General features: G+C 59.4%; 17 protein-coding genes and 1 pseudogene. 13 read left to right on the plus strand and 5 right to left on the minus strand.

Going from position 1 to position 21,350, the window contains the following annotated elements; translation table 11 throughout:
- The first annotated feature begins 84 nt into the window (after window positions 1-84).
- A complete protein-coding gene (locus CU048_13000) occupies window positions 85-678 on the plus strand; it encodes a nucleotide exchange factor GrpE (protein ID QBR72032.1) in 594 nt (197 codons plus the stop codon).
- Window positions 679-728: 50 nt separating this feature from the next.
- On the opposite strand, the gene CU048_13005 is transcribed toward CU048_13000, so the two are convergent.
- Together CU048_13005 and CU048_13010 are read right to left on the minus strand one after the other, a co-directional pair.
- A complete protein-coding gene (locus CU048_13005; GenBank protein QBR72033.1) occupies window positions 729-1,529 on the minus strand; it encodes a hypothetical protein in 801 nt (266 codons plus the stop codon).
- Window positions 1,530-1,535: 6 nt separating this feature from the next.
- Entirely contained in the window at window positions 1,536-2,261 is a 726-nt protein-coding gene (locus CU048_13010; GenBank protein ID QBR72034.1) for a hypothetical protein, read from the minus strand.
- Window positions 2,262-2,523: 262 nt separating this feature from the next.
- On the opposite strand from CU048_13010, the gene CU048_13015 reads away from it, so the two are divergent.
- Both CU048_13015 and CU048_13020 read left to right on the plus strand, forming a co-directional pair.
- Window positions 2,524-2,925: a copper-binding protein gene (locus CU048_13015; GenBank protein ID QBR72035.1), complete on the plus strand. Its 402-nt coding sequence runs from the start codon at window positions 2,524-2,526 to the stop codon at window positions 2,923-2,925.
- A gap of 12 nt (window positions 2,926-2,937) precedes the next feature.
- Window positions 2,938-4,974, plus strand: a complete 2,037-nt coding sequence (locus CU048_13020) for a hypothetical protein (GenBank protein QBR72036.1) — start codon at window positions 2,938-2,940, stop codon at window positions 4,972-4,974.
- 77 nt (window positions 4,975-5,051) lie between these two features.
- On the opposite strand, the gene CU048_13025 is transcribed toward CU048_13020, so the two are convergent.
- Window positions 5,052-6,047 (minus strand): D-glycerate dehydrogenase, encoded by a 996-nt coding sequence (locus tag CU048_13025; protein QBR72037.1) that lies wholly within the window; start codon window positions 6,045-6,047, stop codon window positions 5,052-5,054.
- A 314-nt stretch (window positions 6,048-6,361) separates the two neighbouring features.
- Between CU048_13025 and CU048_13030 the strand changes: the two genes are divergently transcribed.
- Window positions 6,362-6,907: a hypothetical protein gene (locus tag CU048_13030; protein ID QBR72038.1), complete on the plus strand. Its 546-nt coding sequence runs from the start codon at window positions 6,362-6,364 to the stop codon at window positions 6,905-6,907.
- A 199-nt stretch (window positions 6,908-7,106) separates the two neighbouring features.
- Here CU048_13030 and CU048_13035 read toward each other — a convergent pair whose 3' ends face one another.
- On the minus strand, window positions 7,107-7,310 hold the full coding sequence (locus CU048_13035) for a hypothetical protein (protein QBR72923.1): 204 nt from the start codon (window positions 7,308-7,310) through the stop codon (window positions 7,107-7,109).
- Between the two features lie 380 nt (window positions 7,311-7,690).
- Between CU048_13035 and CU048_13040 the strand changes: the two genes are divergently transcribed.
- Together CU048_13040 and CU048_13045 are read left to right on the plus strand one after the other, a co-directional pair.
- A complete protein-coding gene (locus CU048_13040) occupies window positions 7,691-7,957 on the plus strand; it encodes a hypothetical protein (GenBank protein QBR72039.1) in 267 nt (88 codons plus the stop codon).
- A gap of 203 nt (window positions 7,958-8,160) precedes the next feature.
- Window positions 8,161-9,144, plus strand: coding sequence for a 3-oxoacyl-ACP synthase (locus CU048_13045; GenBank protein ID QBR72924.1), 984 nt, complete (start codon window positions 8,161-8,163; stop codon window positions 9,142-9,144).
- A gap of 199 nt (window positions 9,145-9,343) precedes the next feature.
- Here CU048_13045 and CU048_13050 read toward each other — a convergent pair whose 3' ends face one another.
- Window positions 9,344-10,216, minus strand: coding sequence for a serine protease (locus CU048_13050; GenBank protein QBR72040.1), 873 nt, complete (start codon window positions 10,214-10,216; stop codon window positions 9,344-9,346).
- Between the two features lie 382 nt (window positions 10,217-10,598).
- Here CU048_13050 and CU048_13055 point away from each other — a divergent pair, with 382 nt between their 5' ends.
- The 7 genes and pseudogenes from CU048_13055 (at window position 10,599) to CU048_13085 (ending at window position 21,348) form a co-directional block, all read left to right on the plus strand.
- On the plus strand, window positions 10,599-11,744 hold the full coding sequence (locus CU048_13055; protein QBR72925.1) for a cell division protein ZapE: 1,146 nt from the start codon (window positions 10,599-10,601) through the stop codon (window positions 11,742-11,744).
- A 279-nt stretch (window positions 11,745-12,023) separates the two neighbouring features.
- Window positions 12,024-12,989 (plus strand): malate dehydrogenase, encoded by a 966-nt coding sequence (gene mdh, locus CU048_13060; protein ID QBR72041.1) that lies wholly within the window; start codon window positions 12,024-12,026, stop codon window positions 12,987-12,989.
- A 245-nt stretch (window positions 12,990-13,234) separates the two neighbouring features.
- Entirely contained in the window at window positions 13,235-14,431 is a 1,197-nt protein-coding gene (locus tag CU048_13065; protein ID QBR72042.1) for an ADP-forming succinate--CoA ligase subunit beta, read from the plus strand.
- 4 nt (window positions 14,432-14,435) lie between these two features.
- Window positions 14,436-15,320: a succinate--CoA ligase subunit alpha gene (locus CU048_13070; GenBank protein ID QBR72043.1), complete on the plus strand. Its 885-nt coding sequence runs from the start codon at window positions 14,436-14,438 to the stop codon at window positions 15,318-15,320.
- Between the two features lie 296 nt (window positions 15,321-15,616).
- Complete coding sequence (gene sucA / locus CU048_13075) at window positions 15,617-18,625, plus strand: 2-oxoglutarate dehydrogenase E1 component (protein QBR72044.1); 3,009 nt, start codon at window positions 15,617-15,619, stop codon at window positions 18,623-18,625.
- A 69-nt stretch (window positions 18,626-18,694) separates the two neighbouring features.
- A pseudogene (locus tag CU048_13080) lies at window positions 18,695-19,938 on the plus strand (dihydrolipoyllysine-residue succinyltransferase).
- Between the two features lie 12 nt (window positions 19,939-19,950).
- Window positions 19,951-21,348, plus strand: coding sequence for a dihydrolipoyl dehydrogenase (locus CU048_13085; GenBank protein ID QBR72045.1), 1,398 nt, complete (start codon window positions 19,951-19,953; stop codon window positions 21,346-21,348).
- The last annotated feature ends 2 nt before the right edge of the window (window positions 21,349-21,350 follow it).

Here is a 21,350-nt window from a genome sequence, read left to right on the forward strand (position 1 = left end):
CTTATTTGAGATTGCCGGGAAAAGCTTGATTTTCGTGGCCGGAAAATAGATATCCGGCGTAGTTTGGCATGCAGCAGAGCGATCATGAACAATTCAAAAAACGCCGAAAATGAACCTGCCGACGAGGCGCGCGACCCAGTGGCGCAAGCGCCGCAGCAAGGAGCGGCGGAGTCCGCAACCGAGCTCGACCCTCTTCAGATCGAAAACGCGGGGCTGAAGGACAAGCTCCTCAGAACCCTCGCCGAGATGGAGAATCTGCGGCGGCGTGCCGAGCGGGAGGTTGCCGACGCCAAAACCTATGGTGTGACCTCGTTCGCGCGCGATCTGCTGCCCTTCGCCGACAATCTACGCCGCGCCGTCGAAAGCGTCCCGACCGAGGCGCGAGAAAAGGCCGAGGCCGCTTGGAAAACCTTGATCGAGGGGATCGAACTCACCGAACGCGACTTCCTTTCGCGGCTTGGCAAGTTCGGCATCAGGAAGCTTGAACCGCAGGGATCCAAGTTCGATCCGCATTTCCACGAGGCCTTGTTCGAAGTGCCCGATGAGACAGTGCCGAACGGTACGATCGTCCAGGTTGTCGAAGATGGCTACGCGATCGGTGATCGGGTTCTCCGGCCGGCCAAAGTCGGGGTCTCGCGCGGCGGGCCCAAGACCGCAAACCAAAACGCTCCCGCCTGAGGGGGGAGCGTTCTTCCGGGGCTTGAGCGCCTCGCAGCCGGCAGTGCCGACTAGTATTTGAAGGTGATGCCGACGGTGGCCAGCCAGGGATCGAGCTGGAGATGCGAACGAACTGGGACAAACGTCCCGGGACGGACCACCAAACCCTGTCCATCGGTTGAATAGAACAGTTTTTTCCCGTCGACGAACACGCCCCAGTTCTCCGTGAGCATGTAATCGGCGCCGGCTTGAAGCGCTAAGCCAAAATTCTGGTCGACGCTGAAGTCTGCGAGAATCCCGTCGCTGATATTGGCAAAAACCAACCCATAGCCGACGCCAGCACCAACATAGGGCTGAATGGCACCGAATTGAGTGAAATGATATTGCAGGAGACCTATCGCCAGACCTGCGCGGGTACTTCCTTGCAGGTTGGTGCCATAAAGTCCCGCCATCGGAAAGCCTGTCGCCTTGTAACGTTCGATCGGGGGTACTCCGGTCGAGAACGCGATGGCGATATTGGGCGTGATAAAATACCCTAATTCCAAAGCCAAAGTGTAAACGGGCCGGATAGCAATATTCGACGCGGTGAATAAGCCACCGCCAGTCCGGCTGCCATTGGTTTCGAAGAAAGAGCCGATCGCTCCGGCATGAACAAAGAAGAGCGGAGCGCGGGGTTCCTGTTCGCTCTGCGGAGCCAAGTCTGCCGCCGTGGCGGGAATGGACCCTGAGGAAATGATGACCCCGAGGGAGAGCATCATCACCGCAGCATAAAATTTCAATGCACTAGTCATAGTGTTCCTCAACTTCATGCAAGCAGGGACTTCATGTAAGGAGGAACCAGCCTTGCGGAAATTATTCTGCAAGGCTGGCATTCGCTACTAGTACTTGAAGGTAATGCCCGCTCCGGCGACCCAAGGATCAAGCTGAACGTGGGTCCGAATTGGGACATTCGTGTTCAGGAGAAAGCCCTGGGCGGTTGTCGCGTAGAACACCTTTTTCAGATCGACAAACACACCCCAATTGTCGGTCAGCATGTAATCGGCACCACCCTGCAAGACGAGGCCAAAATTCTGGTCGACGGTGAAGTCGCGGAGAATTCCGTCGCTGATGTTGCCGAAATTGAGCACATAGGCCGCGCCGACGCCGAGATACGGCTGGAGGGCACCGAAATTGGTGAAGTGATATTGAAGGAGCAGCATCGCCGGCCCATAGCGGACGCTACCCAAAAGATCGGTTCCGACAGCGCCAGCCACGGTGAGGCCTGTCGCCTTGAGATGCGCAACCGGCGGGACGCCAGCTGACAGCGCGATCGCGATATTCGGGGTGACGAAATAGCCGGCTTCCAAGCCCAAGGTATAATCCGGGCGCGTGGCTATGTTCGAAATTCCGATCCCGCCCAGAACGGGGACGGAATTGAAGAAGCCGCCGCCGGTCGATTGCGCATTAACCGTCTTGAACACGCCCAAGGCACCGACATGGACAAAGAAGATGGGTGCCGGCGGCGGGAGCGGCTCTGGCGTAGGAGCCAAGTCCGCGGCGTCAGCTCGCGTGATCGCGAGGGCTGCAATGAAAGCAGCGGCCCAGATTTTGATAACACCGGTCATGAACTTTCCCTCCGTATTTTATGCCTTAGGGTTCACGCGATATTGACTTTTTGTCAAACGATCGGTGCTTGTCACAGCCCATTCGATGAGCACTATGACTTTTTTATCACGTTCTGAGCGCCCAAGTGGCGGAACCGGTTCGGCTGCAACTTTGATTCAAAACAAAATGGGCTCTAATGTGCGGTGGTAGTTAGGGCGATCCTCAGGACCCGCTTAAGAGGTATCTGGCCCCAAGGGGAAGCGCCGGCACAAGGAGTAACAAATGAAGTCCGCGATACGACCGACCGTTAGAGGTTTGGCGCTGCTGGTGTTTGTGATTGCCGCCTATGCGATGGGGCCAGGAATCACCGAAGTTTCCGCCCATTCGCGGCTGGTCAAGTCGGAACCGTCGGCCCGCGCCGTCCTCGATGCGACCCCCAAAGAGTTGAAGCTGTGGTTCAACGAAGGCGTCGAACCGGCCTTCGCTAAGGTCTGGATCATCCAGAAAAGCGGACCTGAAATCCAACTGAGCACGCGCGGCGACAGCTCCGACCCGCGGCTTCTCGTCGCCACGCTTCCAGATAATCTGCCAGCTGGGCCGGTCGTCATCGGGTATCACATGCTTTCCGTTGACGGCCACGTGGTCGAGGACAAGCTTACCTTCACGGTCAAGGCTCCGAGTTAGGGGCGGCGAGATATGCTCGATCCATTTGCAATTGTTCGAGCCTTTGCGACCCTGGGGGCGGCCATCGTCTTGGGGTCGGGTATTCTGCTTTGGTACACGCGGGATGCGCGATTGCCGGCGGGGGGCGCCGCTTGGCGCCGCCGGGTCGTCATCTCGGTCATGGTCGCCGCTCTGGTCGGCGCCGTCGCCACATGCGTGGGCATTATTGGCGCTGCGACCGCCGCCGCCGGCATATCCGTGTTTTCCGCCACCGGCTCGGTCCTCGGCACCTTCCTGACCAAGACCGGGGTTGGCCGAATCGCGATCGTCGAGATCGCCTGTGCCGTGGCGGTCTGCGTGCCGGCCGTCGTTGCCTGGTTCACGCTCAAGAAATTATCGATTTCGGATGTGGCCTTGCTGCTCGCCGCCTATGGGGCGGGTGTCGGTATCGCCGCGTTTCCCTTCAACAGCCATCCTGTCACGCTCGATCAGCAAGCGATCGGACTTTTCGCCGCCGTTGCCCACCGCCTGGCCCTGAGCCTTTGGCTCGGCGGACTGCCGGCGCTTATTTTGTTGATTGGGGCCGGGCCGATGCCCGACGACACGCGGCAATTGGCAGCGGTCGTGCTCCGCCGGTTTTCGAAAGTCGCTACCTATTCCATGATCGTCATTCTGGCGAGCGGCGCGCTGCTGACGTGGTATTTCGTTGGCAATTTCTCGAGTCTCATCGGCACCGGATATGGACGTCTGTTGATCCTCAAGCTGCTGTTCCTCGCCGGTGTCCTGGCGATCGCCAATGATCTTCAACGTAACGTCTTGCCCCTGCTGGAGCGCAAGCCGAGCGACGAAACATTTCGCGGCTATGCCAACCGGGTCAAAATCGAGACCGTGCTGGCCGTTCTCATTGTCGTCGTGGCGTCCGACATGGCGGGACTGGCCCCGCCTGCCCACACGGACATTGTCTGGCCGCTGCCGTTCCGCTTCTCGTTTGCGGCGAGTTGGCCGACCCCTTGGGTTCCGACCCTGTTCTTCACCGGCTCCGCTTTTTTATTGGGCGGCTTTGCCTTGATCTGCTTGGCATTTTTGCCGGCTCACCGGCCTGTGTGGTACAAGCTGTCCAAGCGTGCCAGTATCTTTGCGGGAGTGGCCGTCACGGCTGTCGGCAGCGCGTTGGCTTTTCCGGCCATTTCTGTGCAGGCCTATCCGGATACCTATCTCACAACCGAGATCCCTTACGCGGCCACATCGATTGCCGCCGGTCTCAATCATTACGAGCAGAATTGCACCACGTGCCACGGCACCAGCGGTCATGGAGACGGCCCTGCGGCGGCTGGCTTGCCGGTAAAGCCGGCCGATCTGTCGGCGCCGCATACTGCCTTGCATACCGGCGGCGACCTCTATTGGTGGGTCACCCACGGGATCGAGAAATCGGGGATGCCGGCCTTCGGCGACGTGCTCGCCAACGACGATCGCTGGGACATCATCAATTTTCTCGGCGCTTTCTCGGTCGGCTATCAGGCGCGCGTCATCGAACCCAAGATCAATCCCGGCCAGTACTGGCTCGCGCCCCCGGATTTCCAAGTGACCGACGAAAAGGGCGAAACCAAGCTTTTGAGCGAATACCGGCTCAAGTCCGCGCTCCTCCTGGTCCTGTTTTCTTGTACGCAGGATTTGGCGCAAGACACCGCGAGGCTCGAGCAGCTCTTATCGGCGCGGCAACGGCTGGCTGATCTCGGTGCCCGGATCGTTTTGATCGCACCGGGCGCCGCCTGTGACCCGTTGCGTAACCTCGCCACCGGCAAGATTCTGATCGCGGATCGCGACACGGCGGACGTCGCCGCCACTTATGGGCTGTTGACCCGCTCGTTTCACAACCGCCAGCAGGATGTGGTCCGGGTTCCAGAAACGCACGCGGAATTCCTGATCGATCGGTCGGGCTATATTCGTGCGCGCTGGCTTCCCGTTGAGGACCAAAGCTGGAGCGATTTGCGGGTTATCGAAAGTCAGCTTGAGCTGCTGGCGCGCGAACCGCCGGCGCCCCCGCCGCCTGGCCCTCACGACATCCACTGATCCGCCACCGGGCCTTCACGCCAACGGTCGCGCGCCGACCGTTGGGGACTGCCTACACGGATCGGCTGGCCCCATGATCACAGCATGGCCGGCAGGACTCGATCAGGCGGGCGATGACCGTCCATGAAGGTCTTGATGTTGATGATGACCTTCTCGCCCATATCGACCCGGCCCTCAGCGGTCGCCGATCCCATGTGCGGCAACAGTGTCACCTTGCCGGCGTTGGCGAGCTTGATGAGCTTTTGCGAAACGGCCGGTTCATGTTCGAAAACGTCAAGGCCCGCGCCGGCCACTTCGCCCGCCTCGATCATCCGCGTCAGTGTGTTTTCATCGATGATTTCACCGCGCGCCGTATTGATGACGATCGCATGCGGACGCAGATATTTGAGGCGCCGCGCCGAAAGCAAATGATAGGTCGCGGGCGTATGGGGGCAATTGATCGAGACGATGTCCATACGGGCAAGCATCTGATCGAGCGATTCCCAATAGGTTGCTTCGAGAGCTTCCGCGATCGAGGCGGCGACCGGGCGGCGATTGTGATAATGGATCTGCATGCCGAAGCTCCTGGCCCGGCGGGCGACCGCCTGACCGATACGTCCCATGCCGACGATACCCAGTCGCTTGCCGGTGATTCGCTGTCCCAGCATCCAGGTTGGCGCCCAGCCCGCCCACTCGCCTGAAGGGATAATCCTTGCGCCCTCGACGATCCTTCGCGCCACGGCGAGGATCAAGGCAATCGTCATGTCGGCGGTATCCTCGGTCAGGACACCCGGCGTATTGGTCACGGTAACTCCGCGTGCCAAAGCCGCCGTGACGTCGATATTGTCGACGCCATTGCCAAAATTGGCGATGAGCTTCAATTGCTCGCCCGCCTGTCCGATCAACTCGGCATCGATTCGGTCGGTGACGGTCGGCACGATGACGTCGGCGAGGCTCAATGCCTCGGAGAGGGCGCTGCGCGACATTGGCTTGTCGTCGATATTCAGCCGCGTTTCGAAAAGCTCGCACATGCGGGTTTCCACAACGTCTGGCAGTTTGCGGGTGACGACAACGAGCGGCTTTTTTCGGCCCATTCTTTTCCCTGTCCTTTGGCTTGCCGGGCACGATCCTCAAATGACCAGATCGCAGGAAGGCGTCGGACTTCGCCAAATCCGATCGCATTTCGGCAGATTATCGGTCCGCCACGGCGGGCTTTGCCAATTCGGTCTTCACTTGGCGTTAACGAGGCCCAGGACACAAGAGGGGCAGGCCCGTTCATCGCTTACGGCCTCTGTAGCAGATGGCCGGTCAAAGACAAGAATGCTGGCTGCGCGGACTGATCAAGGTCCGCCGCGGACCCGCAGCATGAGTGCGCCCACGTGGCAATGAGCAGAAGATGGTGGTAGGGATGCGCAAGATAGCGCCATCTTGGGGTAAAGCGTTGCGGTGTTTCGGGTTGCTCGCAGCCACGAGCTTTTTGGTCTTGGTCGTGGGGAACATCGCCAGCGCGGACCAAAACGGATCTGCGAGCGGCCTACCGATTCCGCGCTATGTCAGCCTGAAGTCGGACCGCGTCAATCTGCGCGAGGGTCCCTCGAAGGATCATCGCACCCTGTGGATTTACCAGCGCGCCGGATTGCCGGTCGAGATTACCGCCGAATTTGAAATCTGGCGCAAGGTCCGCGATTCGGAAGGTGCCGAAGGCTGGGTCCTGCATTCGCTGCTTTCGGGGCGCCGCACGGCCCTGGTCGCACCCTGGAAGAAGGGCGTTGATTCGACTCTCTACAGCAAAGCGAGTCCCAAATCCGCGCCGGTGGCTAATTTGCAGTCCAATGTGCTTGCCAGCGTGCGCGGCTGCGACGGCGCCTGGTGCCATATCTCGGGCGAAGGCTTCGACGGCTATATTCAGCAATCGAGTCTTTGGGGCGTCTACCCGAATGAAAAGATCGAGTGACAGCGTAGGCCCCATCAATAAGGCCGCATTTGCGTCCATCGGAATGTGACCATCCGGCCCGCTCGGGAGGCCGCGTCACCGTTTATCCAGGGGTCTCAGGGCGAGGGGGGATGCCTGGAGAACAAGTCTCCTCCAGGTTTGCTATGGGGTCCGACCAAGTCGATGGCAGGGACCACCGAAGTGTCACGTTCAAGCTTGCTCAGGCGTCCTTGCCGTGACCCGTCAGCCGAGTCCAGCCGTCCTGAACAGTAGCTGAAAGCGCTTTTACGCCCTGATTGACGACTTCCCAATTGACCACTGGACGATCAGTGGATCCTTCGGCTCCGCTTGTGTTCCGCATCGAATCATAAACATAGGCCGCGCCGATCGTGAGCAAAATTCCAACGATGATCCCGAAAAACATGCGCATTCAAGCCCCTTCTTGCCGATGACAATTTCCCCTATGCCCCTGCATACACTAGCTTTTATTTTCCTCTTGGGTCAAGCGCGCGCGCCCCGCCGATAGGTCCTTCGAGCCGCGAACTCACCGGTAAATTATCGGGTGATTCGTCCCGCGAACGGCGGCAGGGAACGGAACCGTGATTGAGGCGTTCCTTTTGGACCGCTGCGGGAACGCACCGGATGAAGGACTTGAAGCGCCGAGGGCAAAAGACCGAGCTTCACTCGTGCGAGATGAATACGACTGAACCAGGCAATCGTCAGATTGAATGGACACCTCGGTGTTTGTCTTGCGCCATTCTTGAGCGCCAATGACGTTGGGAAAAAGCGATGGGTGATGCAACTATGGAGCGCGAAATCCGAACTTCCGCCGAGCTTCAGGAAGTCTGTCTTCGCACGCTAAAGCAGTGTCCCGGGTTTGAACAGGTCAATGAGATTCTCATCCAGCCGCGCGAAAATGCAGAAGGCTGTGCGAACTGGACCTTGGCGGCAGTGCGGCCGCGCGTCGACAATAGCTCGCTGCGTGCTGCGCGCGAAACGATTGGATTATTGCAGCAGACCTATCAGCTCGACGCGGAAGAGGCTTCCGTACGCATGAAGCGTCGAATCTGAGTCCGCTTCCCACGGTCCGCCTTCCGGGGCGCTTAACACGTTGCCTGCCTTTATTGCAAAATATTAATCACATTTGATGGCTGCCTCGACCTTCTTGGTGAAAGTCGGGTTGAGGCGGCTGGCGAAGTGCGCAGATTGGGCTTATCCCATTGTAAGGGCCACGCACTATGTGGCCCGTTGCCGTGGCGAAAGGGGCCCGGGTTTTGATATATTCCCATGTTCTCGGGACGGGTGCCTACGCACCGAAGCGCATACTGACCAACCAAGATCTCGAACGATTGGTCGATACCACCGATGCCTGGATCAGTGCGCGCACGGGCATCAAGCAGCGCCGGATTGCCGCCGAAGGTGAAGTGACTTCCGATATGGCGGTGGTCGCCGCGCGGCACGCTTTGGCAATGGCTGAAACCAAGGCCGAAGACCTCGACATGATCATCGTCGCCACGGTCTCCGCCGACATGCCATTGCCGTCCTGCGCGGTGATTGTGCAAGCCAAGCTTGGCGCGACGCGGGCGTTCGCCTTCGATGTGGCCGCGGCTTGCGCGGGCTCGCTTTATGCCATGAGCATCGCCGATCAATTCATTCAGAGCGGCAAGGCAAAGCGGGTGCTGATTATCGGCGCCGAGCTATTGAGCCGTCTCGTCGATTGGACCGACCGAAATACCTGTGTGCTGTTCGGCGACGCGGCGGGTGCGATGGTGATCGGCCCGACACCGCATCCGGGGCGCGGACTTCTCTCGACGCATCTTCATTCCGACGGAACCGCGGCGGGGATCTTGTCGATCCCGGGCGGGGGCAGCAAATATCCGCAATCCGCCGAAGTGCTCGAATCCAACATGCACAAGATCACAATGAACGGGCGTGAGATTTATAAGTTCGCGGTCCGCGTCCTGCCTCCCGCGATTTTGGAAGCGCTCAGTGCGAACGGCCTGACCGTCGATGACGTCAGCCATATCGTGTCGCATCAGGCCAATGCCCGAATCGTGGAATCGGTTCTGGAAAGGCTCGGCATTCCCCTTGAGAAATGTTGGTTGAATCTCGATCGCTATGGCAATACGTCGAGCGCATCGCTGCCGATTTCGCTCGATGAAGCAAACCGTGCCGGCCGTCTCAAGCCCGGAGATCTGATTGCCATGATGGCGATCGGCGCCGGAATGACATGGGGCAGCGCCCTGATGCGCTGGTAAAGCGACGCTATCGCGGTAGCTAAAATCACTTCGCGCAGAAGACGAGCCTGGCACCGACCGGCGATTGTTGCCGAAGCTAGAGCATGTTCCGAAAAAGTTGACCGACTTTTTCGATCAGAACATGCTTCCACTCGTTGAACTTGAGCGTTTCCTTTCGATCAGATGATTCCATCTGATCGGGAAGCGCTCTAGCCGCCCATTATTGGGTGGCCGCAACCTTGCTGCCGGCGGCGGCGACGACGGCTTTCTTGAAGGCGCCTTCGATCGTCACAGCAAAATTATAATGGGTGCTGGAGAAGGGCGCCGAACGAAACGGCTTATTGCTGCGCCAGCCGACCAGAATGGCGCCGATCGTCGGCCTGTTCGACTCCGTCACGACCGCGCCGCCGGAGGCTCCGTCTCCCGTTTCGCAATCGAAGGAAAACTCTCGGGTGCCTTCTTCGCCAACCGATAATTGATCGTGGAGGCGGCATTTTTCCATCGAAAGCCTGCGTCCTTCGCCCCAGTCGATATGACCGCGCGCGACAAACTCGACGGGCATGTTGGGGGCTTCGGTGTCGGCGAGATTATAGGGCGTGACTCCATCGATCGGACGCGCCAGTCGGGCGACAGCCCAATCATGCACGGCGGCGATCGCGTAGGGGTTGGTGCTGCCGGCGGTGATCGATGCGGAGTCGATCGGCACCCGGACCTGCTTGCCCCGCGTTTCGATCGAAAAGAAACAAGTCTTGGCTCTCGGCGTGCCTCTTTCGTCGAAAAATACATGCGCGGCTGTCGTCACGAGATCATTGGCGAGGGTCAGCTGGCCGGCGCCATGGGCGTCGCCACACTCGATGAGGCCGGACGCTGCAAAGCGGGTGCGAAGTTCCGTGGCGTCAAGCTTTTGCTGGGCCGCAAAGTCCTCGACGCTGCGGCGGCTGTTTTTGCCGAACACGACCACAGGCACGATCTTGGGCGAGGTGGCTTGCGACAAGGCCGTTTTAAAGAGCGGAACAGCCGAGGCTTGAGCAGAAATCCCGACAAGGAAAACGCAAACGGCGGCTGCACATAGTCCACCCTTATGAAACTTCATGTCTTGTCCCCTCGATTCTGCGCTGCACCAGTTTAGGGTCGAGCACAGCATTAGATCAAGCTGAACCGGTATAGTATTTTGCCATTGCGAAAACAAAAAGGCAGCTTTCTGATCTGACAAGCTCTTGTTGGCAAGGTTGACCTTTGCCGCGAAATTCCGTTTGATCCTTAGGACAATACGGCGAAAGCGTGGTGCGAGGCTTACGCGAAACCGCTAAGCTGTTCGCGGCATCATGCCGCTACTTGCCGCATTGCGGCGACATTAAGATAGTGCAAGTGCCAAGTTTGGTTGTTGAGAGTTCCCTGCCGAGCCGCGGGCTATGAGCGCCGGCCTTGTTTTCGAGTTGCCGGTGTCGAATTCGCTGCTTGATGTTTATTCCGGAATGGTGAGCGAAGGTCACCTGGAGCGCGACGCCGATCAGGACCGCGTCTTACAGCTGCTGGAAAAGCTGCGGCTCGCCCTCGCCGACTTCAATCCGCCGCGCAGCTCCGGGGGCGCTCTTGGCTGGCTCAGAAGCTCCAACCGCAACGAACCTTCCACGCGGGGCTTGTACATTTGGGGCAGTGCCGGGCGTGGCAAAACCACGCTGATGGATCTTTTCTACGACGCCGTCCAAATCGAGCAAAAATCGCGGGTCCATTTTCATGCTTTCATGGCCAATGTTCACGCCTTCATATTTGCGTGGCGCCAGGCTCGGCAAAAAGGCTCCGTGAAAGGAGACGACCCGATCGCGGCGGCGGCCGATGCAATCGTCCAGAAAACATGGCTTCTTTGTTTCGACGAGTTCAACGTCACAGATATCGTCGACGCCATGATTTTGGGCCGTCTTTTCGAGGCGCTGTTCGCGCGGGGTATCGTTGTTGTGGCGACGTCGAACGTAAAGCCAGACGAGCTTTATCAGGATGGGCTCAATCGGGTTTTGTTTTTGCCATTCATCGATCTGATCAAAGCCCGGATGGAGATTATCCATCTCGACGCTCGGGGCGACTTTCGGCTCGAAAAGCTGCGCAAGAACGCGGTCTATTTTGTTCCCGCCGATGCGCGCGCGGCGACCGCGATGACGAGAGCCTTCGAGGCCCTGACGGGGGCGGAGCACGGAGCGCCGGCGACTCTCAAAGTGCTCGGCCGCCCGGTCCTGGTGCCCGAGGCGCGGACCAATGTGGCACGGTTCTCATTCGCGGATCTGTGCCAGGTGCCGCTGGGCGCGGCGGATTTTCTTGCGATCGCCCATGAATTCCATACAGTGCTCCTCGACAAAATCCCGATCATTGAGGCGGCGCGACGTGACGAAGCCAAGCGCTTCATTACACTGATTGATACGTTTTATGACCGTCATGTGAAACTCATCGCTTCCGCGCAGGCGGAACCGGCCGAACTTTATGCGGGTACCGAGGGACATGTGGCATTCGAATTCAAGCGGACCGCATCGCGTCTGATGGAAATGCGCTCGGTGGACTATCTAGCCCTTCCCCATGGCCCCGTCTCGTCTCGCGGATCGGGAGATGCGAGCGGCCTTGTCGAAACTTAAAACTGCATTGATGCACCGCGTCAGCCTAAATCGGTTGCATAATGGGCTGTCATCACGGAATTTACGGCTTGGCGCGCGCCGGCGATGAACGTAGGTTCACGGCTAAAGATCCAGCTGTTAGTATGAATTGGACGGCTCGAAATCGCAGGGCCCAATCCTTGCTTCGACCGTTCCAGCTCCTGCCTCCCCGCTTCGACAGGATTGATAATCTTCTGGTTTCTTCAGGCATTCTTCATTTAGAGCTTTCGCGGTCATGCGAGAGAGAAGGACGGACAAGAAATGGCGCGCAGTAAGATCGCATTGATCGGAGCCGGACAGATCGGCGGAACCCTGGCTCACCTCGCGGCGCTCAAGGAACTTGGCGATATAGTGCTGTTTGATATTGCGGAAGGGACGCCCCAAGGAAAGGCGCTCGATCTTGCTCAATCCGGTCCGGTCAATGGTTTCAACGCGGCTTTGCGCGGTGCCAACACCTATGAGGCCATCGCCGGCGCCGACGTCGTCATCGTGACGGCCGGCGTGCCGCGCAAACCGGGGATGAGCCGCGACGATCTGCTCGGCATCAATCTCAAGGTGATGGAAGCGGTCGGCGATGGGATCAAGCAATATGCGCCGAATGCGTTTGTGATCTGCATTACCAATCCGCTCGATGCGATGGTCTGGGCCCTTCAAAAGGCCTCCAGCCTTTCAGCCTCCAAAATCGTCGGCATGGCCGGCGTCCTCGATTCGGCAAGGTTCCGGCATTTTCTTTCGGAAGAATTCAAAATCTCTGTTGAAGACATCACGGCGTTCGTACTGGGTGGGCATGGCGACGATATGGTGCCCTCGTTGCGTTACTCGACTGTTGCGGGGATTCCCTTGCCGGACCTTGTCAAAATGGGTTGGACGACACAGGAGCGGCTCGACGCGATCGTTGACCGGACCCGCAAGGGTGGCGGTGAGATCGTCGCGCTTCTCAAGACCGGGTCGGCATTTTATGCCCCCGCGGCGTCGGCAATTGCGATGGCCGACTCCTATCTGAAGGACAAGCGACGGGTGTTTCCTTGCGCGGCAAAGCTCAATGGCGAATATGGTGTCGATGGGCTTTATATCGGGGTGCCGGTCGTCATCGGTGCCAATGGGGTCGAGAAAATCGTCGAGGTCACACTCGATCCAACTGAAAAGCTTATGTTTGAAAAATCGGTGGGCTCTGTGCGAGGCTTGGTCGATGCCTGCAAGACGATCAACCCCGCCCTCGCGAATTGATTTTCAAGGAGCAATGATCCCGGAACTGTCTTGGCTCGGTGCCTTCCCTATTGGCCGCAGACGGCGAAATGAGGCGGCAAGCCAATGGCCAACCGGGGCTGGCAAATTCATGCGGCGCGCCGTTCGAAACGAGGGGATTTGGCGAGAGGCCGAATTCCCCTCTTTGCCTTCGCGCATTTTCTGGCAGTGAACCGGGCCGAACTGGCGTGGAACCTGCTTGGGGTCGCAGCTAAGAAGAGATCCTGATGAATATTCATGAGTACCAGGCTAAGGCAGTCCTCAAGGAATTCGGCGTGCCCGTCTCGCGCGGGATCGCGGTGCTGCGCGTCGCTGACGCGAAGGCCGCGGCTCAGGAACTTGGCGGCCCAGCATGGGTGGTGAAGTCGCAGATCCATGCAGGCGGGCGTGGCAAAGGCAAGTTCAAGGAGCCGGAGGCGGGCAGCAAGGGCGGGGTGAGACTCGCCAAATCCCTGGCAGAAGTCGAAACCTTCGTTGCCGAAATGTTCGGCAGAACGCTGGTCACCGTACAAACGGGTCCGGCGGGCAAGCAGGTCAACCGGATCTATCTTGAGGACGCCGCCCAGATCGTCAAGGAGTTCTATGTCTCCCTGCTGGTCGATCGGGCGACGAGCCGGGTGGCTTTCGTTGTTTCGACCGAAGGCGGCATGGAAATCGAGGAAGTCGCACATCATAAGCCGGACAGGATCACCAGTTTTTCCGTCGATCCGGCAACCGGCATCATGCCTCACCATGGCCGGACCGTCGCCAAGGCGCTGGGTCTTTCGGACGAGCTTGCCAAACAGGCGGAAAAGCTGACCGCGCAGCTCTATACGGCCTTCGTCGCCAAGGACATGGCGATGCTCGAGATTAACCCGCTCATCGTCTCGACGGAGGGGCAGCTCAAATGTCTTGACGCCAAAATCTCGTTTGATTCCAATGCGCTATACCGTCATCCAGATATCGTCGCACTACGTGATGAAACCGAAGAAAATGCCAAGGAGATCGAGGCGTCGAAGCATGATCTGAACTATATCGCCCTGTCGGGGACCATCGGCTGTATGGTCAATGGCGCCGGACTCGCCATGGCCACGATGGACATCATCAAGCTTTACGGCGCGGAGCCGGCGAATTTCCTGGATGTCGGCGGCGGGGCCAGCAAGGACAAGGTCACCGAAGCTTTCAAAATCATCAGTTCCGACAAGCAGGTGAAAGGCATTTTGGTGAACATCTTCGGCGGCATCATGAAATGCGACGTGATCGCGGAGGGGGTCATTGCCGCTGTGAAAGAGGTTGGCCTCGAAGTGCCGCTGGTCGTCCGCCTCGAAGGAACGAATGTCGATCTCGGCAAGAAAATCATCGCCCAATCCGGGCTCAATGTTATCTCCGCGGATGACCTCGACGCCGCCGCCCAGAAAATCGTCGCGGCCACCCGAAAGGCGTGAATCTATGTCGATCCTGATCAACAAGGACACCAAGGTCATTTGTCAGGGCTTTACCGGCAAGAATGGCACTTTCCATTCCGAGCAGGCGATCGCCTATGGCACCTGGATGGTCGGCGGTACATCGCCGGGGAAGGGTGGCGCCACCCATCTTGGCCTGCCGGTCTATGATACGGTTGCCGAGGCGCGCGAAGCGACCGGCGCCGACGCCAGTGTCGTTTACGTTCCGCCTCCGGGCGCCGCCGACGCGATCTGTGAATCGATCGACGCCGAAGTGCCGCTGATCGTTTGCATCACCGAGGGCGTGCCGGTTGCGGACATGATCAAGGTCAAACGGGCTCTGTCAGGGTCGAAGTCCCGGCTTATCGGGCCCAATTGCCCGGGGGTCATGACCGCCGGCGAATGCAAGATAGGCATCATGCCCGGCAATATCTTCAAGGCGGGCTCGGTTGGGATTGTATCGCGTTCGGGAACCTTGACCTACGAGGCTGTGTTTCAGACGACCCGCGAGGGTCTTGGTCAGACGACCGCGGTCGGCATCGGCGGGGATCCGGTCAAGGGAACCGAATTCATCGATATGCTGGAAATGTTTCTCGCCGATGATGCGACCCAGTCGATCGTCATGATTGGGGAGATCGGCGGTTCGGCCGAGGAAGACGCGGCGCAATTCATCGCCGACGAGGCCAAGCGTGGCCGGAAGAAGCCGATTGTCGGCTTTATAGCCGGGCGCACCGCGCCGCCCGGCCGGCGCATGGGCCACGCCGGCGCAATCATCGCCGGGGGCAAAGGCGGCGCCGAAGACAAGATCGCGGCGATGGAGGCGGCCGGGATCCGCGTCTCGGAGTCGCCAGCCAGGCTTGGCAAGACCCTCGCGGAGGTGCTCCGGGGATGAAACGGACTTGAGAAAAGCGGTCGGCGTCCGCATGTAAAGGTCAGGGTCCGACGAACGGCTTCATGCGCAAGCGCGGCTATTGAGGCGAATCAATGCGTCGCGGTTCTCTTACGGGAACAACGCGGACTTCGAAATTGAGAAGAAATAAACCAGTTTCAAATGAATTGAGCAGATAGCCCCGGTTAATTGACCGACTGCCTCCGTAAATTGCCGAGGTGACGAACGTCCGGTCCAGCCCCATGTGCTGATCCATGGCCGCCAGGGGGTTTTTGAACTTGGGCTCGAAGGAGACACGAATGGCGCGCCAGGATACGAATGGAAATGCAAACGGGTCCGGCGGTTCGGCGAGCGGCCGGTCGGCGCCGAACACGGCTTTGGCGCTGACCTCGTTCCTTTATGGCGGCAATGCCGCTTATGTCGAACAGCTTCAGGATCTCTATCGGCGTGATCCAGCTTCGCTGGACCCCTCTTGGCGCGAATTCTTCGCCAAGATGGGCGATGACGAGAGAGCCATCGAAAAAACCGTGCAAGGACCGCTTTGGAAACAGGTGGGTCAAGCGCTTGGTCCCCGGGACGAATTGGTTTCCGCGCTTGACGGCAATTGGGCGGAGACGCAAGCCTTGGTCGGCGCCAAGCTCAAGGCGAGGGCCGGAACGGAGGGCCTCGTCTCGGCGGACGAGATACTTCGTGCCACGCGCGATTCGGTGCGGGCCTTGATGATGATCCGCGCCTATCGCATGCGCGGGCATCTTCATGCCAATCTCGATCCGCTCGGACTTGAGCCGCCGAAGGATCACGAGGAACTGCATCCCGCGGCTTATGGGTTCACCGAAGCCGACTACACCCGCAAGATTTTGATCGATGGCGTTCTCGGGCTTGAGTTTGCAACCATTCCAGAGATGCTGAAAATTCTGCGCCGAACCTATTGCGACAATATCGGCTTCGAGTTCATGCATATTTCCGATCCGGCCGAAAAGGGCTGGATGCAGCAGCGGATCGAAGGCCCCGGCAAGGAAATCAGCTTCACCAAGGAGGGCAAGCGCGCCATCCTCAACAAGCTTGCGGAAGCCGAGGGATTCGAGAAATTTCTCGATATCAAATACACCGGCACCAAACGCTTCGGACTCGACGGGGCCGAAGCCATGGTCCCGGCGCTTGAGCAGATCATCAAACGGGGCGGCGCCTTGGGGGTCCAGGACATCGTGCTCGGAATGGCCCATCGTGGCCGCCTCAACGTGCTGTCCCAAGTGATGGGCAAGCCGCATCGGGCGATCTTCAACGAATTCAAGGGCGGCTCGTTTACGCCCGATGACGTTGAGGGTTCCGGCGACGTCAAATATCATCTTGGCGCTTCGGCCGACCGCGATTTCGACAACAACAAGGTTCATCTTTCGCTGACCGCGAATCCCTCGCATCTCGAGATCGTCGATCCTGTGGTGCTCGGCAAGGTCCGCGCCAAGCAGGACCAATTGCACGATGTGGTCGAGCGCACCAAGGTTCTGCCTTTGCTGATTCATGGAGACGCCGCTTTCGCGGGGCAGGGCGTGATCGCCGAATGTTTTGGCTTGTCCGGCCTCAAGGGCTACCGGACCGGCGGATCGATCCATTTCATCATCAATAATCAGATCGGCTTCACCACGTCGCCGCGCCATTCGCGCTCGTCGCCCTATCCGTCGGACACCGCCAAAATGATCGAGGCGCCGATCATTCACGTCAACGGCGACGATCCGGAAGCGGTTGTCTATGCCGCGAAGATCGCGATCGAATTCCGGCAAAAATTTCATAAGCCGGTGGTGATCGACATGTTCTGTTATCGCCGCTTCGGCCACAACGAAGGCGATGAGCCGGCATTCACCCAGCCGCTCATGTACAAGAAAATCCGCGCGCATAAGACAACGCTGCAAATCTATGCCGAAAAACTTATTGCGGAAGAAGTTCTGACCGAGGGCGAGGTTTTGCGCCTGCAGGCCAATTGGCATCATCATTTGGAAACGGCGTTCCAGGCGAGCGTGTCCTTCAAGCCCAACAAGGCCGATTGGCTTGATGGCCGCTGGGCGGGTCTCAAACCCGCGCAGCCCGGCGTCGAAGACGCCCGCCGCGGCCGCACCGGCGTCGAGCGCGCGCGGCTGATCGAGATCGGCAATCGCCTCACCACGGTTCCGCCAGGGTTCGAACCTCATCGCACCATCCGCCGTTTGCTCGACAATCGGCGCAAGATGATCGAAACGGGTGGGGGCATCGACTGGGCGATGGCGGAGGGGCTTGCCTTCGCGGCTCTGGTCGACGAGGGCTATCCGGTCCGACTTTCCGGCCAGGACAGCGAGCGCGGAACCTTTTCGCAGCGCCACGCGGTGCTGATCGATCAGGAGACCGAAGAACGCTACGTCCCCTTGAACAACATCCGCGACGAGCAGGCGCATTTCGAAGTCATCAATTCGATGCTGTCCGAGGAGGCCGTGCTTGGTTTCGAATATGGGTATTCGCTGTCCGAGCCCAACGCCCTGACGGTTTGGGAAGCCCAATTCGGCGATTTCGCCAACGGCGCACAGGTGCTGTTCGACCAGTTCATTTCGTCTGGCGAACGCAAATGGCTGCGCATGTCAGGTCTCGTCTGCCTGCTGCCGCATGGCTATGAGGGCCAGGGGCCCGAACATTCCTCCGCCCGGCTCGAGCGCTATCTGCAATTATGCGCCGAGGATAATATGCAGGTCGCCAACTGCACGACGCCGGCCAATTATTTCCATATTTTGCGGCGCCAGTTGAAACGCGACATTCGCAAGCCACTCATTCTGATGACGCCCAAATCACTGTTGCGGCACAAGCGCGCCGTCTCGAAGCTCGATCAGTTTGTGAACGGCTCGTCCTTCCATCGTATTTTGACGGACGATGCGGATGGCGTCGGGGATGGCGCCACCAGCCTCGTCGAGGACGCCAAGATTCGCCGCGTGGTTCTATGCTCGGGGAAAGTCTATTACGATCTCTACGAGGAACGCGAGAAGCGGGGCGTCAACGACATCTATCTCATCCGCGTGGAACAGCTCTATCCTTTCCCGCTCAAGGCGCTCGTCAACGCTTTATCGCGCTTCAAGCAAGCCGAGGTCGTCTGGTGCCAGGAAGAACCGAAGAACATGGGCGGGTGGAACTTCGTCGATCCCTATATCGAATGGGTGCTTGGCCAGGCTGGCGGCAAGGCGAAGCGCCCACTCTATGTCGGAAGGCCGGCGGCGGCTTCCACCGCAACCGGCCTGATGTCGAAGCATTTGGCCCAACTCAAAACCTTCATGGACGAAGTGTTTACCGTATGAATGGCGTGACCTTCGGCGCAACGAAATTAACCTCTTGTAAAAAAGCCGCAGGGCTTTGGGCGGGACAAAATGGCATCTGAAATCCGCGTGCCAACCTTGGGCGAATCGGTCACCGAAGCGACCGTTGGGCGATGGTTCAAGAACGCGGGCGACGAGGTTTATGCGGATGAACCCATCGTCGAACTGGAAACCGACAAAGTCACGCTCGAAGTCAATGCCCCGGCCTCCGGCGTGCTGAACGAGATCACCGCCAAGGATGGCGAGACGGTGAGCGTCGGCGCGCTCCTCGGACGCATCGGCGACGGCGAGGGCAAATCCGCCGCGCCCGCCAAGGCCGAAGCGAAGCCAACGCCGCCCCCTCCGCGCCGGCGGCGCCCGTCGCTGCCGCTGCGGCAAAACCCGCCCCAACACAGCCTGCGATGCCCGCGTCACCCGCGGCGGCCAAAATTGCCGCCGATCACGGGGTCGATACCCTGGTCATGGAGGGCTCCGGCAAGCGCGGTCAGGTCCTCAAGGGCGATGTTCTCGATTATATCGCGAAGCCGCCTGCGCCGGCTCCGGCCGCGCCTCTAGCCCCGCCGTTGGCCCGCGTGCCGGCTCCAGCCTCGGACGCCGATCGCGAGGAACGCGTTCCCATGACGCGGCTGCGCCAGACCATCGCGCGCCGCCTCAAGGATGCGCAAAATACGGCCGCCATGCTGACGACCTTCAACGAGGTCGACATGACCGAGGTGATGGCCTTGCGCGGCCGCTACAAGGATGCCTTCGAGAAGAAGCATGGCGTGAAACTCGGCTTCATGGGTTTCTTCGTCAAGGCGTGCGTGGCCGCCTTGAAGGAAATTCCCTCCGTCAATGCCGAGATCGACGGGGCCGATATAATTTACAAGAATTATTATCACCTCGGCGTCGCCGTCGGCACCGACAAGGGCCTGGTCGTGCCTGTCGTGCGCGATTGCGACAAGATGAGTCTCGCCGATGTCGAAAAGTCGATCACCGATGTAGGCAAGCGTGCCCGCGCCGGCCAGCTCAAAATCGAAGAGATGCAGGGCGGAACTTTCACCATCACCAACGGCGGGGTCTATGGCTCGCTGATGTCGACGCCGATTTTGAACGCGCCGCAGTCGGGCATCCTGGGCATGCACAAAATCCAGGAGCGGCCGGTGGCCATCGACGGCAAAATAGAGATCCGGCCGATGATGTATCTCGCGCTCACCTATGACCACCGCATTGTCGACGGCAAGGAGGCGGTGACCTTCCTCGTTCGCATCAAGGAGGCGCTGGACGATCCGGCGCGGCTCGTGCTTGACCTCTAATTTCGAGACCACATGTCCTACGATCTGATCGTCATTGGAACCGGCCCTGGGGGCTATGTTTGCGCGATCCGCGCCGCGCAGCTCGGCCTCAAAGTCGGAGTCGTTGAAAAGCGCGAGACGCATGGCGGGACGTGTCTCAACATCGGCTGCATTCCCTCGAAGGCGCTGCTCCATGCGTCGGATAAATTCGCCGAAGTGGAGCATGATCTCGCCGCCTTCGGCGTTATCACGGGCAAGCCGCAGCTCGATCTGCCGGCGATGATGAAGCACAAGGACGAGACGGTCGCTGCCAATGTCAACGGCGTCGGCTTCCTGTTCAAGAAGCACAAGATCGACTCCTTTATCGGCCACGGGGTCATCGTGGCTCCAGGTGAGATTGTCGTGAAGGCGGCGGACGGGTCAGCCCAAAAGCTTGAGACCAGGAACATCGTTATCGCCACCGGCTCCGATGTAGCGCAGCTTCCGGGCGTCGAGATCGACGAAAAAGCCATTGTGTCGTCGACTGGTGCGCTTTCGCTTGAACAAGTGCCGGCAAAACTTCTCGTTGTCGGCGCCGGTGTGATCGGTCTCGAACTCGGCTCGGTCTGGAGCCGTCTCGGCGCCGAAGTGACCGTCGTCGAATATTTGGACCGCATTTTGCCGGGCATGGATGGCGAAGTCGCCAAGCAATTTCAGCGCATGCTGGAGAAACAGGGCTTTCGCTTCCATCTCGGCCATAAGGTCGTGAAGGTCGATAAACAGAAGGCGGGCTTGGAAGTCAGCATCGAGCCGTCGAAGGGGGGCGAGGCCGCCGTCATGCCGGCCGATGTCGTGCTGGTGGCGATCGGCCGGCGCCCCGTGACCGAAGGCCTGGGCTTGGAAGCGCTTGGCGTCGCGCTGGATCGTGGGCGGGTCGTGATCGACGATCGTTTCGCGACCAATGTCGCCGGGATTTATGCGATCGGCGATGTCGTGCGCGGCCCCATGCTGGCCCACAAGGCCGAAGACGAAGGGATTGCGGTGGCCGAAATCATCGCCGGCCAGCATGGCCATGTGAATTACGAGGCCATCCCCTCGGTCGTCTACACCATGCCGGAAGTGGCGAGTGTCGGCGCGACGGAGGAAGAACTCAAAGCCAAGGGCATTGCCTATAAGGTCGGCAAATTTCCATTCACCGCCAATGGGCGGGCGCGGGCGATGCGGAAGATGGAAGGCTTTGTGAAAATCCTTGCCGATGCAACGTCGGACCGGGTGCTCGGCGTGCACATCATTGGCGCGGGGGCGGGCGAACTCATCGCCGAAGCGACCCTGCTGATGGAGTTCGGTGGCTCGGCGGAGGACTTGGCCCGCACCTGCCACGCTCATCCGACCATGTCGGAAGCAGTCAAGGAAGCTGCGCTCGCGGTGGATAAAAGAGCGATCCATATTTGAGA

The sequence above is a fragment of the Beijerinckiaceae bacterium genome (genome assembly GCA_004564215.1).
Taxonomy (GTDB): domain Bacteria; phylum Pseudomonadota; class Alphaproteobacteria; order Rhizobiales; family Beijerinckiaceae; genus Methylocapsa.